This window comes from Geothermobacter ehrlichii, assembly GCF_008124615.1.
Taxonomy (GTDB): Bacteria; Desulfobacterota; Desulfuromonadia; order Desulfuromonadales; family Geothermobacteraceae; genus Geothermobacter; species Geothermobacter ehrlichii.
The window spans coordinates 137,821-151,738 of the sequence record NZ_VNIB01000001.1 but is presented as its reverse complement, the minus strand read 5'-3'; the positions used below and the strand labels follow the sequence as shown (position 1 = coordinate 151,738).

15 protein-coding genes and 1 tRNA gene are annotated in these 13,918 nt (G+C 60.8%); 1 reads left to right on the top strand and 15 read right to left on the bottom strand.

Features of this window, described 5'->3' with window-relative positions; translation table 11 throughout:
• Positions 1-210: 210 nt before the first annotated feature.
• The 4 genes from EDC39_RS00675 to EDC39_RS00660 form a co-directional block, all read right to left on the bottom strand.
• Positions 211-1,029, bottom strand: a complete 819-nt coding sequence (locus EDC39_RS00675) for a nucleotidyl transferase AbiEii/AbiGii toxin family protein (RefSeq protein WP_187426576.1) — start codon at positions 1,027-1,029, stop codon at positions 211-213.
• Positions 1,026-1,805 (bottom strand): type IV toxin-antitoxin system AbiEi family antitoxin, encoded by a 780-nt coding sequence (locus tag EDC39_RS00670; RefSeq protein WP_148894167.1) that lies wholly within the window; start codon positions 1,803-1,805, stop codon positions 1,026-1,028. The genes EDC39_RS00675 and EDC39_RS00670 overlap by 4 nt, the downstream gene beginning before the upstream one ends.
• Entirely contained in the window at positions 1,739-1,945 is a 207-nt protein-coding gene (locus EDC39_RS15800) for a type IV toxin-antitoxin system AbiEi family antitoxin (protein ID WP_246140143.1), read from the bottom strand. The genes EDC39_RS00670 and EDC39_RS15800 overlap by 67 nt, the downstream gene beginning before the upstream one ends.
• Positions 1,946-2,213: 268 nt before the next feature.
• A tRNA-Leu gene (locus EDC39_RS00660) sits at positions 2,214-2,299 on the bottom strand.
• Positions 2,300-2,378: 79 nt separating this feature from the next.
• On the opposite strand from EDC39_RS00660, the gene EDC39_RS00655 reads away from it, so the two are divergent.
• Positions 2,379-2,873, top strand: a complete 495-nt coding sequence (locus tag EDC39_RS00655; RefSeq protein ID WP_148894166.1) for an NUDIX domain-containing protein — start codon at positions 2,379-2,381, stop codon at positions 2,871-2,873.
• Positions 2,874-2,897: 24 nt separating this feature from the next.
• Here EDC39_RS00655 and EDC39_RS00650 read toward each other — a convergent pair whose 3' ends face one another.
• From EDC39_RS00650 to pilQ, 11 genes are all read right to left on the bottom strand, one after another.
• Positions 2,898-3,719 (bottom strand): menaquinone biosynthetic enzyme MqnA/MqnD family protein, encoded by an 822-nt coding sequence (locus EDC39_RS00650; RefSeq protein WP_187426575.1) that lies wholly within the window; start codon positions 3,717-3,719, stop codon positions 2,898-2,900.
• 23 nt (positions 3,720-3,742) lie between these two features.
• Positions 3,743-4,543 (bottom strand): lipoate--protein ligase family protein, encoded by an 801-nt coding sequence (locus EDC39_RS00645; protein ID WP_187426574.1) that lies wholly within the window; start codon positions 4,541-4,543, stop codon positions 3,743-3,745.
• Positions 4,544-4,664: 121 nt separating this feature from the next.
• Positions 4,665-6,005 carry an acetyl-CoA carboxylase biotin carboxylase subunit gene (accC, locus tag EDC39_RS00640; RefSeq protein WP_148894163.1) on the bottom strand — a complete coding sequence of 447 codons (1,341 nt, stop codon included), beginning with the start codon at positions 6,003-6,005 and terminating at the stop codon, positions 4,665-4,667.
• A gap of 52 nt (positions 6,006-6,057) precedes the next feature.
• Positions 6,058-6,540 carry an acetyl-CoA carboxylase biotin carboxyl carrier protein gene (gene accB, locus EDC39_RS00635; RefSeq protein WP_148894592.1) on the bottom strand — a complete coding sequence of 161 codons (483 nt, stop codon included), beginning with the start codon at positions 6,538-6,540 and terminating at the stop codon, positions 6,058-6,060.
• Between the two features lie 78 nt (positions 6,541-6,618).
• Positions 6,619-7,671 (bottom strand): M24 family metallopeptidase, encoded by a 1,053-nt coding sequence (locus EDC39_RS00630; protein WP_148894162.1) that lies wholly within the window; start codon positions 7,669-7,671, stop codon positions 6,619-6,621.
• A 95-nt stretch (positions 7,672-7,766) separates the two neighbouring features.
• Positions 7,767-8,207, bottom strand: coding sequence for a type II 3-dehydroquinate dehydratase (aroQ, locus tag EDC39_RS00625; RefSeq protein WP_148894590.1), 441 nt, complete (start codon positions 8,205-8,207; stop codon positions 7,767-7,769).
• 8 nt (positions 8,208-8,215) lie between these two features.
• Positions 8,216-8,575 (bottom strand): roadblock/LC7 domain-containing protein, encoded by a 360-nt coding sequence (locus EDC39_RS00620; RefSeq protein WP_148894161.1) that lies wholly within the window; start codon positions 8,573-8,575, stop codon positions 8,216-8,218.
• Entirely contained in the window at positions 8,565-9,461 is an 897-nt protein-coding gene (locus EDC39_RS00615; protein ID WP_187426573.1) for a tetratricopeptide repeat protein, read from the bottom strand. The genes EDC39_RS00620 and EDC39_RS00615 overlap by 11 nt, the downstream gene beginning before the upstream one ends.
• A gap of 19 nt (positions 9,462-9,480) precedes the next feature.
• Positions 9,481-10,560 carry a 3-dehydroquinate synthase gene (gene aroB / locus EDC39_RS00610; RefSeq protein ID WP_148894588.1) on the bottom strand — a complete coding sequence of 360 codons (1,080 nt, stop codon included), beginning with the start codon at positions 10,558-10,560 and terminating at the stop codon, positions 9,481-9,483.
• The gene (locus EDC39_RS00605) at positions 10,553-11,086 is read right to left on the bottom strand and encodes a shikimate kinase (RefSeq protein WP_148894159.1); all 534 of its coding nucleotides are present in this window, start codon (positions 11,084-11,086) and stop codon (positions 10,553-10,555) included. The genes aroB and EDC39_RS00605 overlap by 8 nt, the downstream gene beginning before the upstream one ends.
• Positions 11,087-11,163: 77 nt before the next feature.
• Positions 11,164-13,884 carry a type IV pilus secretin family protein gene (pilQ, locus tag EDC39_RS00600; RefSeq protein WP_187426572.1) on the bottom strand — a complete coding sequence of 907 codons (2,721 nt, stop codon included), beginning with the start codon at positions 13,882-13,884 and terminating at the stop codon, positions 11,164-11,166.
• Positions 13,885-13,918: the final 34 nt, after the last annotated feature.

Genomic DNA, 13,918 nt, shown 5'->3' with positions numbered 1-13,918 from the left:
CAAGTCCCAACGATTGCAGCCCGACCAATCTACCTGACACAAAAAAAGCCGCAAAACTGCTTTCACAGCCTGCGGCTCTTCAACGCGGTCAATCCGTTTTGAGTCCCATTTTGCCCCCCCCAAAAAACATCAAAATCAACGCACTGCAAGATACGTGAATTCTTCAGAAAAATCAACGCCCCCACCTGGATATCACTACCCTGAGCCGAGTCACTGGCCTTCGCGTCCCTGCCAAGGTTCGCCCGGCAAACGCGAAACCAGATGATCCATGACATATTGAAACGCCTGATTGAAATCCCAGGCACTATCGCTGGTCAAAAGCGGTCCGGTATCACCAACAAACTGCGGGTCTTCCTTTTTGCCGAAAAGGTTCTGCTCGAATTGCGCTCGGCTGACCTGATGTCCACCATGGGCCATGTAATGAAGGAAAGTATCTACGATTTGTTGTTCATCGGGAGGCGGGCTGACATTTTGGGCCGCGTACCAGAGATCGAAGAGATCCCTCCCCTTGCGACGCTGGTAGAGCGCACGCAATTTGGTTCCCAGCAACTCTGCAAGGTCATAAGTCAGTATTCCCGCCTCTCCAGAAAACCATAGCGATTCCACAGCAAACGGAAATTGCCGAAATCCATGGATGGCGAAATGCTCTCGGGTGTTGATTTCCACCTTGAGCCTCAAGGGGAGATCATCTTCTGAAGTAAAGCGGTACACCAGGGTCACCCGACCCTCGTTGCGTCGGCGCTGCGGGTTCCCCAACCAAGGATCGAGACAACCTCTCAACTCGTCCATGACCGGACCGATCGGCCCCGCTTCCACCTGGACCAGATCGATGTCCTCGGAGTAACGGGCCGCAGGCATGTGCAGCTTGAACAGAGCTGTGCCGCCACGAAAAGCCAGGCTTTTTGCCAACAGAGGGCGACTGAAAATCTCGATAAGTGCACGACATATCACCAGGTCTTGTTCGACCTGTGCGGCTTCGGACCAGGGTGCATGCTTTCTCCACCCATCGATATAAGCCCTGGGGATCAAACCTCTGCCTCGACCTTGGTGTTCACGAACAGTCTCCAGCGACTGTTGTATCTGGCTCCCTTGGTGTCCGCTGAGGACAGCAGCGGGGTGCGAACCGGCCTCTTCATTTCTATAAACTCCGCCAATGGCTCGGCGACCTTCGATGCCTCGACCAATTCCAGCAAATAACCCAACCGCTGCGCCCAGGCGATCGGCAATCGATCAACGATGTTTACCAGTTTTTGGCCATCCAGTTTTTCAGACAACTCGGCCAGAACGGTGGCAACATTGTCCAGCCAACCGCATTGTTTAAAGTAGCCAACCAGGTCAAAAGCGGTACATTCCGGAGTAGAAAATTTCAGAATACCGGCGGGGGTATTACGCGACTGGGTCGGCATGTCATGGACATTCTTTTTGACGATAAAATCGACTCTGACCCTGCCGCATTTAATCGTCCTGCGTGGCTTGGCGACCACGACCTGAAACACCTGGGGGCGGTGATGCGCTGCGCCATGATACTCAGCCGCGCTCAGCAATCCGACGTAGTAAACCTCTCCCAAGTGTTGCATCAAATCTGGAATAAACTGTTCTGCCGGTCGGCAGCCCAGGGAACGATATTCCGGGGGCACGATGACATAGAACCCCCGATACGGCATCGCCAGGTGACCTTTTTTGATCGACCGACTTATTGCCGACTTGAGCGCATCCGAAGACGAGTCGACTCGCTTCTTCAGCTCATCGAAGCAGAAGCAAGTCCTTCCCTCTGACGCCAACTGTGAAATAATTTCGGAAAACATGTCGCCACCTGTATGGATTGTTTGCAAAAAATAGCACTAATCGCAGACTTTTGCAAACAATCCATACAAATATGAGCAGCACCATGGTATTCAGCCGCACTCAAAAGCCCGGCATAGTACGGCTCTCCCAAATGTTCCATGAGCTGGAGATGAACGGCCTCGGAGGAAGACAGCCCATGGCTCGGCATTCCGGGGGAACACTGACTCAGCCTCCCTGTACGGCATGACTATCTCGCCTTTCTTCTCCAGCCGCCTCAAAGCCGACCTTGTCCCGACCTTGACAAACATCCACTCTTCAGGAGAGTGTGTAAGCACACGCATCACACGGTGGAGGAAGTCGTGGCAGTCTCGGAAAACCGACAATAAAAACGGGCCGCCAACACGAAGCTGACGACCCGTTTTTATTAGTGGTGCCCGGGGCGGGACTCGAACCCGCACGGACCAGGTCCAGGGGATTTTAAATCCCCAGTGTCTACCAGTTCCACCACCCGGGCATAAGATTGCAAACAACAAGAAATCAAAGAGTTGATCCCTGAATCAGTGAGTTAATAGTCAATGGCCTGGAGGGTGTCAATGAAAAAAACCGCAAAACACTCCAGCGCCCCGACGATCACCTGCCCGGAATGCGGCAGCGTCATCGCCCGGCGCCGCAATCCCTTTCCGACCGTCGATGTCATCATCCGCAAGCAAAACGCGGTGCTGCTGATCGAGCGCAAGAATCCCCCGCACGGCTGGGCGCTGCCGGGCGGCTTCGTCGACTACGGCGAATCGGTCGAGCAGGCCGCGGTGCGGGAGATTCGCGAAGAGACGGGTCTCGAAATCGACGATCTGACTCTGTTCGGCGTCTATTCCGACCCGGACCGTGACCCGCGCCAACACAACCTGTCCGTGGTGTTCACCGCCACCGGAGAAGGCGACCCCGTGGCCGGGGATGATGCCGGCAAGGCCCGCTGGTTTCCCCTCGACCGGCTTCCCTCCCCCCTCTGCTTCGATCACGACCGGATTCTCGCCGACTACGTCAGACGTCTCTTCGGCGCCGGCGGCAGCCGGCTGGTGCCCCTGCTCTGAGCCGAGAAATCCTCTCGCCGTGACTCAGGCAGCGGAGAAAAAGGCGATGCCGGGTTCTTCGGCCAGCAGTCCATGGCGGTGACAGAGGGAGAAATACCGCTCGAGCCCGCGCAGGTGATCCCCGGCGAGATCGAAGGACATCCGCTGCCAGTAGGCGACGAGCTCCTCTTCCGTCAGCCAGTCCGGACAGGCGACTTCCGACGCCAGTGAGTGCAGATCCCCCTCGGCGCTGGTGCGGGCCGCCGCCAGCTGGCAGTTGAAGGCGGCCAGCTCCCCCGGCCGCTCTTCGGCCACCTCCCGCCGGACGATCCACAGGGCGAAGACGAACGGCAGGCCGGTCGCCTCCCACCAGAGCTGGCCGAGATCGTAGACGCCGCCGTCGGTCGCCAGACCGGCCTTCAGCGCCCGGTCACCGATCATCAGGACATCCCCCCCCCGCTCGACAATCGCCTCGACGGGTTCGTCCGGCACCCGGCAACAGACTTCGCGGCAGCCGTGGAACTCCCGCAGCAGAACTTTGAGCAGGTTGATCGAGGTGGCCGACTCGCCGGTGACCGCGATGACCTGACCGTCGAGCTCCGACAGCTTCTTCCGGCTGAAGAGCAGCACGCTGCGCACCGGTCCGAAGGAGCTGATGGACTGCTCCGGCAGCAGCAGATAGTCACGCCAGTTGCGGGCATATTCGAACGACGATGAGGGGCAGAGGTCGATCTCTCCCCGAGCCAGCATGGCGTTCAGGTGTGCCGGAACGCCGGAAACGATTTCGCCGGCAAACCCCTGCCGCCGCAGATGGTGAAAGAAGGGAATGCTGTTCAGGTAACAGATATGTCCGACCCGCAGGCTCATCCTGTTCGTGGTCCACTTCCCGATCAACGTTCTGGAGCCGGCTCGCACACAAGCCCCTTCAGGTTCCATTCGTCCCTGGCGTAGCAATCCGCCAGCAGCTGCCGTGCCCGGTCTTCCTCGGCCGCCGTCAGCCGGGAAGGAACCAGATCGGCCTCCATGACCGCGGAGAAAGACTGCAGCAGGATCTCCTCGACCCGGGAGACGCTCACCGGAGTGTCCAGCCAGCGGTTGATCCAGCCGACATGACCGGCCAGCACTCTGGCACCGGCTTCCGGAGAGAAGCGTCCCTCGGTATCGAGAGCGGCATAGAGCCGGGCGAGATCGAGATTGACCGGCAGACTGCCATGCTGCAGGAAGGCCCCCGGAACCCGTTTCTGGGCGCAGCCGGCCAGTTTGCAACCCCGGTAGACCAGTTCGTACTGCCCGGGGGCGGTGAAACAGGCGCTCTGCTCGGCGGCCCCGCCGCGCACCCCCGGCTGCCGCCCCGGGGCAAGACGCGCCTCCAGTCCCAGGGCATGATAGATCCCGCACAGGGCCCGGGCGATCATGCGATAGCTTTCCAATACCGAATGGGGGAACAGGCCGCCCCCCGTCGGCGCGACCACGGCGTAGGTCACCTCGTCGTCGTGCAGCACCGCCCGCCCCCCGGTACAGCGTCGCACCACGTCCAGCCCCAGTTTCCGGCAGGCCTGCAGGTTGACCACCCGCTCCCCCCGCTGGGCGTAACCGAGCGTCACCGTCGCCGGCCGCCAGCGGTAGAGGCGCAGTACCGGACCCGACCTGCCGGCGGCAACACTTTCGAGCAGCGCCTGGTCAATGGCCATGTTTTCCGCCCCGCTCAGATGTCCCGAGCGAAGCAATCGCCAGACTGTCACCATCTTTTCGCCGAAAAACGAACGGGGCCGAGGGGTCTTCCCCCGGCCCCGGCATCCATGCGCAAAAGGATCAGAGCTTGACCCTTTCGAGAAATCCGGTGTCGACATCGACACCGTCGATGAATTCGCGGTTGCTCATGATCTTCTGGTGAAAGGGAATAGTGGTCCGGATTCCCTCGATGATGTATTCGTCCAGGGCGCAGGCCATCTTCTTGACCGCTTCCTCGCGCGTCTCCGCGTGTACGATGAGCTTGGCGATCATCGAATCGTAATGCGGCAGCACCGTGTACTGGTCATAGACGGCGCTGTCGACCCGCACTCCCATGCCGCCGGGAGTGTGATAGCCGTCGATCTTGCCGGGACAGGGCGTGAATTTCTCCGGATCTTCGGCGTTGATGCGGCACTCGATGGCGTGTCCCTGAATCTTGATGTCCTTCTGCCTGAAACGCAGGGGCTCGCCGGCGGCGATGCGGATCTGCTCCTTGATGATGTCGACGCCGGTCACCATTTCGGTCACCGGATGCTCGACCTGCACCCGGGTGTTCATCTCCATGAAGTAGAAGTTGAGATCCTTGTCGAGCAGAAACTCGACGGTGCCGACACTGTGATAACCGACCTTCTCCGCCGCGGCGACGGCGCATTCCCCCATCTTCCTGCGGACGGCGGGGGTCAGCACCGGGCAGGGCGATTCCTCGATCAGCTTCTGGTGCCGTCGCTGAATGGAGCAGTCGCGCTCGCCAAGATGGATGACGTTCCCCTGGCGGTCGGCCATGATCTGGATCTCGACGTGCCGGGGCGCTTCACAGAATTTTTCGATATAGACGTCGGGATTGCCGAATCCGGCCTCGGCCTCGGTGCGGGCGGAGGCGAAGGCGTTGGGCAGGTGCGCCGGGGTGTGAACCACCTTCATGCCGCGACCGCCACCGCCGGCGGTCGCCTTGATGATGACCGGATAGCCGATCTCGGCGGCGATCTTCTGGGCCGTCTCGATGTCGGGAACGTTGTCCTTGGTGCCGGGCAGAATCGGCACGCCGGCTTCCGTCACCGTCTGACGGGCGCGAATCTTGTCCCCCATCAGGCGAATGCTTTCGGGGGAAGGACCGATGAAGGTGATGCCGCACTGCTGGCAGATTTCGGCGAACTCGGCGTTTTCCGCCAGAAAACCGTAACCGGGATGAATCGCGTCGGCGTCGGTCACCTCGGCGGCACTGATGATGGCCTTGATGTTGAGATAGCTCTCGGAACTCGGCGCCCGGCCGATGCAGACGCTCTGGTCGGCGAGCTTGACATGCAGGGACTCACTGTCGACATCGGAATGGACCGCAACGGTCTTGATGCCGAGTTCCTTGCAGGCCCGGATGATGCGCAGGGCGATTTCCCCACGATTGGCGATCAGAATCTTGTGAAACATGCCCTCTCTCCGTTCAGTTTGGGTTGACTGCTCGATCGTCCCGCGAACGGCATCAGAGGGGTTCGACCCGGAACAGGGCGTCTCCAAACTCGACGGGCGAGGCATCGTCCTTGAGCACCTCGACGATGCGACACTTGAACTCGGCCTCGATCTCGTTGAACAGCTTCATCGCCTCGACCAGGCAGACAGTCTGTCCCGCCTCGACGATATCCCCCTCCTTGACGAAGGGATCGGCGTCCGGACTCGGCTTGCGGTAGAAGGTGCCGACGATGGGGCTGTTGATGGTCTTGTACCTGTCGTCCTCGGCCGGGGCGCTTTCCGCCGGCGCCGCCTGGGGAGCCGCCGCAGCCGCCGGCGCGGCGGCCACGGGCGGTACGGCCGTGACCACGGGAGCCTGGGGCGCCTGCACCTGGATGATTTCCTGGCTCGGGCCGCGCTTGATCAGAATCTTCTCCTCGGCGTTTTCCAGTTCGAATTCGGTAATATCGGTGTCGGTCACCAGCTTGATCAGCGTTTTCAGATCCTTGATATCCATCATTCCGTCTCCTTTGCGTGTCTGTCCCGGAACCGTTCTGGCAGTCCGCGACACGTGATGATCCTGGATTGAACCGGCTCAGACCAGCCGGTTGAAAGCCTTGGGAAGCCGGGTCAGAATTTCGCAGCCGTCATCGGTCACCCTGACCATGTCCTCGATCCGGACACCTCCCAGGCCGGGAACATAGATGCCCGGCTCGATGGTCAGTACCATCCCGGCCTCCACCAGCCCCTCGGCCCGGGGGGATATGGCCGGATATTCGTGAATCTCCAGTCCTACGCCATGCCCGAGACCATGCCCGAAAAAGTCGCCATAGCCTTCAGCGGCGATCAGGTCGCGGGCGACGGCGTCCAGGGCCCGGAGACTCATGCCGGGAGTCACCGCCTCAAGGGCGGCGTCGTGCGCCGCGAGGACGATATCATAAATCCGGCGCAAATCCGAAGAGATTTCGCCGACCGCCAGAGTGATCGTCTCGTCGCTGTGATAGCCATCGAGGCGGACTCCGAAATCGATGGTCACCAGCTCGCCCTCGCCTATTGCGCGATCGCTGGCGACACCGTGCGGCATGGCCCCGCGTTCTCCGGAAGCGACGATGAAATCGAAGGCCTTCTCCTCCGCTCCGAAACGCTTGAGGGAGATCTCCAGCTCCAGGGCGATCTGCCGTTCCGTAACGCCGGGCCGGATCATCGTTCGAACCTCGTCGAAAGCCCGGCGATGGAGCCCGGCGGCCCGTAACAGGGCAGCGACCTCGACGTCACTCTTGATCCGTCGCAGGCGGTCGACGGCGTCGTCGAGGGGAACAAGCTCGCAGTCACTGCCGACTTTCTCCCGCAGTTTGCTCCACAGGCCATAGGCCAGGGTGGTCGCTTCAAAACCGCAGCGGCGTACCCCCGTTTCCCGCAGGAACTCGGCCACCCCCTCGATTTTCTGCCGGTATTCGCTCACCTCGTCGGCCCGCACCTGCCGGCGGGCCTGGGTGGTGTAGCGGGAATCGGTCAGAAAGACAGTCCGGCCGGGTGTCGCGACCAGGGCGCCGTCGGTACCGGTAAAACCGCAGAGATAACGGATGTTGGGCAGATGAAAGAAAACGACCCCGTCAAGGTCGTTTTCCGCCAGAAAGGATGTCAGCATGGCGTTACAAATATATCTGTTGAGATTCGGTTTTGCAGTAGCCGGAAAACGTCATGAGCCTGCGGGCCTGAGAACACGCCAACCGCAACCGTTTTTCAGCCTTCTGCCAGACGGGCGGCCAACGCCCGCAGGGCGAGGCGATAGCCTTCCTCGCCAAGCCCGCAGATCTGCCCGATGACAACCGGCGCGATCAGCGAGTGGCGACGGAATTCCTCCCGGGCATGAATGTTGGACAGATGCACTTCGATACAGGGAAGAGCGACGCCGGCAATGGCATCCCGCAAGGCGACGCTGGTATGCGTCAGCCCCCCCGGATTGACGATCAGGCCGGTGACGCCCCGGGCCTGGGCGTCATGGATCCGGTCGATCAGCACACCTTCATGATTGGACTGGCAGGTTTCGACCGTCACGCCCAGCTCGCCGGCCAGCCGGCGCAGCGAATCGTCGATCTCCTCCAGGGTTCGCGTACCGTAGATTTCCGGTTCGCGCCTGCCCAGCAGGTTGAGATTGGGGCCATGCAGCACGAGGATCTTCATCTTGTGAATCATTCCAGGGCCGCCCGCAGGTTGGGCGCCTCACGCATGAGCAGGTACCGCCCCTTGCCGAAATTGCCGTCGCGATCAAGGGTCAGGGCGACGAAATAGTCGTCGTTGAGAATGCGGATCAGCACGTAGAAGCGACCGGTCCGGATGCTGACCTCCTCCATGTCTCCGCTGTCGAGAATTTCGGCCGTCCGCTTGATGTCCTTGAGAATGTTGGCGTATTCGACGGCCACGAGCTGCAGGTCGAGCCCTTCGACCGGCTTGAAGTACTGGTCGATGGCGATCCCGTCATAGCCCATGAGTACGGCTCCGGCACCGCCACGCGTCTCCTCGACGATGGTCTTCAGAATATCAGCGAACATCGGCCCTCCTCTTGTCGATTGCAGCCAGCCAGCGCTGGTAGATGTCCGTCAACCGCTCCTTTTCATCCTGAACCGCGTCGCCGGCCCCGCCCCTGGACTCGGGCTCGACCGCTTCGGTCTCTTCGGCGGCCGGCGCACCGTCGACTTCCTCACCGGCGGATGGCTCGCCAGCGGATGGCTCGTCGGTTCCGACCTGGCCTTCGGCCTCGAGCCGTTTTTTCAGGGCCACCAGGCGACTGCGGATCGCCTCGTTGTCCGGTTTCCGGCGCAGAATCTCCCGATAGACCCGGGCAGCGTCGTGCAACAGTCCCTGCTTGACGTAAAGTTCGGCCAGGGTCGGGGTGAGAAAGGGCGGTTCCTGCTCCGGTTCCGCGGTATCGCCGGACGACTCCCCGGTCGCGGTCCCGAAAGATGCCTTCGCCACCGGCTGCTCCCGGTCATTCGCCCCGGCATCCGCAACCGGTGCCTGTTCCTGGCCGAGAGATGCCAGCATCTTCCGGATGACGGGATCGTCGGCCTTGATCGCCTGGCCGCGCAGCAACAGCTCCCTCGCCTTCTCCCGGTACCCCTGCCGAAACCGAACACGCGCCAGCCCCTTGATCGCCCGCAGATTGTCCTTTTCGATGGAAAGCGCCTTTTCAAAAGCCAGTGCCGCCTCAGCCAGATTCCCCTTTTGCGCCAGAATGCGGCCAAGCGCAACAAATCCGGGCGTGAAACGCGGCAGGCTCCGCGTTCCCTTCTCGGCAATCTCCAGGGCATCGTCGAGCATGCCGATCTGGCGATAGGCTTCGGCAAGGGAAACGAAAACGGTGGACTGGGGATCCTTGGCAAGGATTTCCGTATAACCGGCGATCTTGCCAAGCAGGGTGGTGGTGTCGCTGGTCATGGATCCTCCTGATCCTTCCTCAGTGGGACAGGACGGCGGCGAAAAGGGAGCGGGGATCGTCGATCTCGTCGATGCGGCAATCACCGATCCCGACATTCAGCACCAGGCGCAGACGGCCATCCTGAACTTTCTTGTCCCGCAACATGGCCGCCATCAGCTCGTCGAGGGCAAACTCGGGAGGCGCGACCGGCAACCTGAATTTTTGCAGCAGATCGCAGACAGCCCGCACCTCGTCAGCGCTGCAGCAGCCTTTGCGATGTGCAATTTCGGCGGCCACCTTCATCCCCATGGCCACCGCCTCTCCGTGCCGGACCTCGCCGTAGCCGGCAAGGGTTTCAACAGCATGACCGAAGGTGTGTCCGTAATTGAGAATGGCCCGCAAACCCTTTTCTTTTTCGTCACTTTCTACAATATTAGCCTTGGTTTGGCAAGACTTCTCAACCAGGTGGACAAGGGCTTCGCGGTCGTGTCGCAAAATCCTCTGCCAGGAATCGTCCAGCCAGTCGAAAAAAGCCCGGTCCCGGATCACCCCGTATTTGACCACCTCGGCCATGCCGGCGTGAAACTCCCGCTCCGGCAGCGTCTTCAGCGTGTCGACGTCGATCAGAACCCCCCGGGGCTGGTAGAAAGCACCGATCAGGTTCTTTCCCAGCGGATGGTTGACGCCGGTCTTGCCTCCGACCGAGCTGTCGACCTGGGCCAGCAGGCTGGTCGGAACCTGCAGAAAGGGGATGCCGCGCAGATAGGTGGCGGCGACAAATCCGGTCAGATCCCCGATCACGCCGCCGCCCAGAGCGATCAGTCCCGACCGACGGTCGAAACCGGACTCGATGAGTGAGGTCATGATTCGCCGGTAGGTGTCGAGATTTTTGTGCTCTTCACCTTCGGGAACGATGATGCGCTCGACCCGGTAACCGGCCGCCTCCAGCCCCGCGCCGAGCCTTTCGGCATAAAGATCGGCAACGACCGGGTTGCTGACCAGGGCCAGGCGCCGGGGAAAATCCCGCCCGTCGAGCAGCTCGGCGAGCCGCTCCAGAATCCCGGCGCCGATCCAGATCGGGTAGCTGCGCGTATCAAGTCCAACCTGCAATTCAGTCATCACGCTCACGATCCACTTCTCCTGCAAGTAATGTACAGATTCTTTCGACGATCATCGCGGGCGGCTCGTCCTCGATATCGACAGTGACATCGGCTCTTTCGTAGGCCGGAAGCCGCTGCCGATAGCGCAAGAGAATCGCCTCCCAGTCCATCCCGTCCGCCAGGGGACGGCCGCTTGCCGCCAGCAGGCGCTGGCGCAGAATCTCCGGGGCAGTGCGCAAAAAGACGACCGGTCCGAGCCGACGCATCAGCTCCCAGTTGGCTTCACGGGTCACGATCCCGCCGCCGGTCGCGATCACCGTTCCCTGTCGCCCCTGCAGCTCATCCAGCACCGCGGTTTCGAGATCACGAAAGACTTCCTCGCCATCGCCGGCGAAAATCTCCGGTATGCTTCGACCGGCCTTGCCGACAACGAGCTCGTCACAGTCGACGAACTGCCAGCCCAGCCTGTCGGCCAGCGCCTTGCCGACGGTGCTCTTGCCCGAAGCCATGAAACCTACCAGCACGATGTTCATCGTCTCAGCCAACGTGCATCCCTCAACCTGCAAAGCAGAAAAGGGCAGGAACCCCTGCCCTTTTCCACCTGCGAAATTTCCGGAATGTCCTACTGCATGATTCTCGGCGTGATGAAAATCAGCAGTTCACGCCGCTCGTTGGATTTGGTCGACGACCTGAAGAGGCCGCCGACGAAGGGGATATGCATCAGCACGGGAACACCCGACTCACTGTAACGTTCGTCCTCGACGAAGATACCGCCGATAACCGTGGTTTCCCCGTCGCGGACCAGCACCTTGGTTTCGGCCTTCTTCTCGTCGATGGCGATGGCGTCACCGACACCGGTCGGCACGGTAGCGCCTACCGAGCTGTTGGAAGCGACGATTTCGAGGATGATGGTGTCGTCCGGGTTGATGACCGGCGTCACCTCGAGCTTCAGCTCGGCATTTTCGAACTTGGTCTCGGTCCCTTCGTCACTGACCGACTGGTAGGGAATCTTGGTTCCCTGGGAGATCATCGCCGGTTCCCCGTTCAGGGTCGCGATGCGAGGCTGGCTGACCACCTTGCCATGACCGGCCGTCTCAAGGGCGGAAATCCGCAAGTCGAGAACACTGCTGTCGACACCGAGACGACCGAAGGTAAAACTGGTTCCCAAGCCCGAAGATGATCCACCGGAAATCGCTCCGGGGGCGAGGAGGAAACTGCCGCCCAGCCCGAGGCTGGCATTGTCGAGCGCGGCGAACTTGTCTCCGGTAGCCCCGCCGCGCTGCTGGTCATAGGAATAACCCCATTTGACACCGAGATCGCGGGCGAAGTTCGAATTTGCCTCGACAATGCGCGATTCGATCAGCACCTGCCGCTCCGGCGTGTCGAGAATCTTGACCAGCTGCTTGATCTTCTCGATGACCGAAGGCACGTCGGTGACGATGATCTGCTTGTTGCGGGCGTCCTCGGTAATCTTGCCCCGTTCGGTCAGCAGCTCCGAAGCTGGGCCGGAAACATTGGCCAAATCGGTATGACTGACCATGATGACCTCGGTCGCCAGATCTTCCAGACGCTCCTTGGTCCGCCTGGCCGTCAGCTTGGCTTCTTCCATGGAGCGGATACGGGCCCGGGGCAGAATACGGGCGATGTTCCCTTCCCTGAGCATGCCCAGGTCCTTGATGTCCATGATCAGGTCGAGGGCCTGATCCCAGGGCACATCGATAAGACGCAGGGTGATGCTCCCCTTGATCTCGTCGCTGGCTATGATGTTGAGACCCGACACATCGGCGATCAGTTGCAGAATCTGGCGGATGTCGGCATTGTCGAAGACCAGGGAGATCTTTTCGCCGGTATACCTGGGTTTTTCCTGCTCGATGCGCATGGTTGCCGGACGCTCGGCCGCAACCTCCGCTTCACCCTTTTTCGCTTCCGGCTCGATGACAGCCTCGATAGTTTCGGGCTTGGCCGTGGGAGATTTCTCTGTCTTGGCCATCGCCGGTTCGACAGGCACGGCAACCTTTTCCTCGGCAGGTGGAGCAAATTCGGCAAAGGCACCGTCTTCGGTCGTAAAGACGATCTCGTTGCCGGACCGCCTGACCCGGTAACTGACCGGGCCCTTCAGCTCGGCGGCGAAACGGACTTCCTGAACACTTCCGTTCTGGACGATGTAGGGAGTGATCAGCTTGACAGCCGAAGGAAACGAAGATGCATCGATCACCCGCCGAAGACTGCGGCTGATGGTGGCATTGGCCACCCCGAAACGAACGATGTCACCATCCTGCACGGCCGGAATCAGCTCGCCCGGTCCGGACATGCGGATGGTAAAGGTCGAAATGCCGTCCTTGCTGTCGAAATCGAGTGCCTCGATGGCCACCGGCACTGCCGATGACGGTTTGACGGCGCTCTTGCCGGCCGGCGCGGCTGTTTCGGCCTTCGCATTCCCGGCGTCAATGGCCTTGCCACTCCAGTCGACAACAACCGCATTTCCGACCTGCGCGACATCGTAGGCCGGCAGGCCACCGTTTTCGGCATCGAAAACAAAGCGAGTCTTGTCCTTGTACACCCCGACCCGCACCCGGCTGAAACCGTTGCCGGCGGAGAAATTGCGATTCCTGAAGGCCGGCTTGACGCCGTAGATGTCGACGACCAGACGCGGGGGACCGGCCAGACGGAAATACTGATAACGCTCCATGCCGGGAGCGACAAAAGAAGCACGCGTACCGTCAACTCCCGAAAAGTCAACGGTACCGGCGGCGGCCACTTTCGGCCTTGCCACCGTCTCCGGCGTAGCTGCCGTCACGGCAGCGGACTTGACCGACCCGGCCTTCCCGGCTGAGGAAACAACGTTCGCAGTTGACGCCGCTTCGGGAGCTGAAACCGTCTTCTTCTCCTGTTTTTCCCCGGCTTGGGGCTGCTTCAGTTTCTCTCCGATGGTGGTAGCAGCCTTTCCGCTCTTGAAGCTGATGGCAAACGTCGTTCCGTCCTGCCTGACATCGTAATCGGTGGTCCTGGCCAGCATGATCTCGACCCGGCCAAGCTTGCCGCTTTCCAGGTCGAACGAGGATACCCGCACGCCCTGGACATTGACGTCCGAAAAGGTGACCTTGTCGGCAACCTTGCTCACATCCATGCCGGGGAAGTCGACGACGACCCTCACCGGATCGAAGGAGTCGTAGACCGTATAGCTGTAGCCGACGGGCCGTTCGGTCCTGATGACCACCGTCGGGCTGCCAGCCTTGGCATCCATCCCGATGGACAACAGACTGTTCTCCTGCCTGGCGAATGACACCTGTCCAAACAGCAGAACCGAAGCCGCCACGAGAACGAAGATGGATCGAAAACGCATGACCTGACCCCCTGACCTGAAAATTCTCCGAGAT

What these genes read in the sequence shown, in the direction of transcription:
- EDC39_RS00670 (WP_148894167.1), bottom strand. Translation starts at nt 1,805, where the DNA reads ATGTTTTCCGAAATTATTTCACAGTTGGCGTCAGAGGGAAGGACTTGC.
- EDC39_RS15800 (WP_246140143.1), bottom strand. Translation starts at nt 1,945, where the DNA reads ATGGAACATTTGGGAGAGCCGTACTATGCCGGGCTTTTGAGTGCGGCT.
- EDC39_RS00655 (WP_148894166.1), top strand. Translation starts at nt 2,379, where the DNA reads ATGAAAAAAACCGCAAAACACTCCAGCGCCCCGACGATCACCTGCCCG.
- EDC39_RS00650 (WP_187426575.1), bottom strand. Translation starts at nt 3,719, where the DNA reads ATGAGCCTGCGGGTCGGACATATCTGTTACCTGAACAGCATTCCCTTC.
- EDC39_RS00645 (WP_187426574.1), bottom strand. Translation starts at nt 4,543, where the DNA reads ATGGCCATTGACCAGGCGCTGCTCGAAAGTGTTGCCGCCGGCAGGTCG.
- accC (WP_148894163.1), bottom strand. Translation starts at nt 6,005, where the DNA reads ATGTTTCACAAGATTCTGATCGCCAATCGTGGGGAAATCGCCCTGCGC.
- accB (WP_148894592.1), bottom strand. Translation starts at nt 6,540, where the DNA reads ATGGATATCAAGGATCTGAAAACGCTGATCAAGCTGGTGACCGACACC.
- EDC39_RS00630 (WP_148894162.1), bottom strand. Translation starts at nt 7,671, where the DNA reads ATGCTGACATCCTTTCTGGCGGAAAACGACCTTGACGGGGTCGTTTTC.
- aroQ (WP_148894590.1), bottom strand. Translation starts at nt 8,207, where the DNA reads ATGAAGATCCTCGTGCTGCATGGCCCCAATCTCAACCTGCTGGGCAGG.
- EDC39_RS00620 (WP_148894161.1), bottom strand. Translation starts at nt 8,575, where the DNA reads ATGTTCGCTGATATTCTGAAGACCATCGTCGAGGAGACGCGTGGCGGT.
- EDC39_RS00615 (WP_187426573.1), bottom strand. Translation starts at nt 9,461, where the DNA reads ATGACCAGCGACACCACCACCCTGCTTGGCAAGATCGCCGGTTATACG.
- aroB (WP_148894588.1), bottom strand. Translation starts at nt 10,560, where the DNA reads ATGACTGAATTGCAGGTTGGACTTGATACGCGCAGCTACCCGATCTGG.
- pilQ (WP_187426572.1), bottom strand. Translation starts at nt 13,884, where the DNA reads ATGCGTTTTCGATCCATCTTCGTTCTCGTGGCGGCTTCGGTTCTGCTG.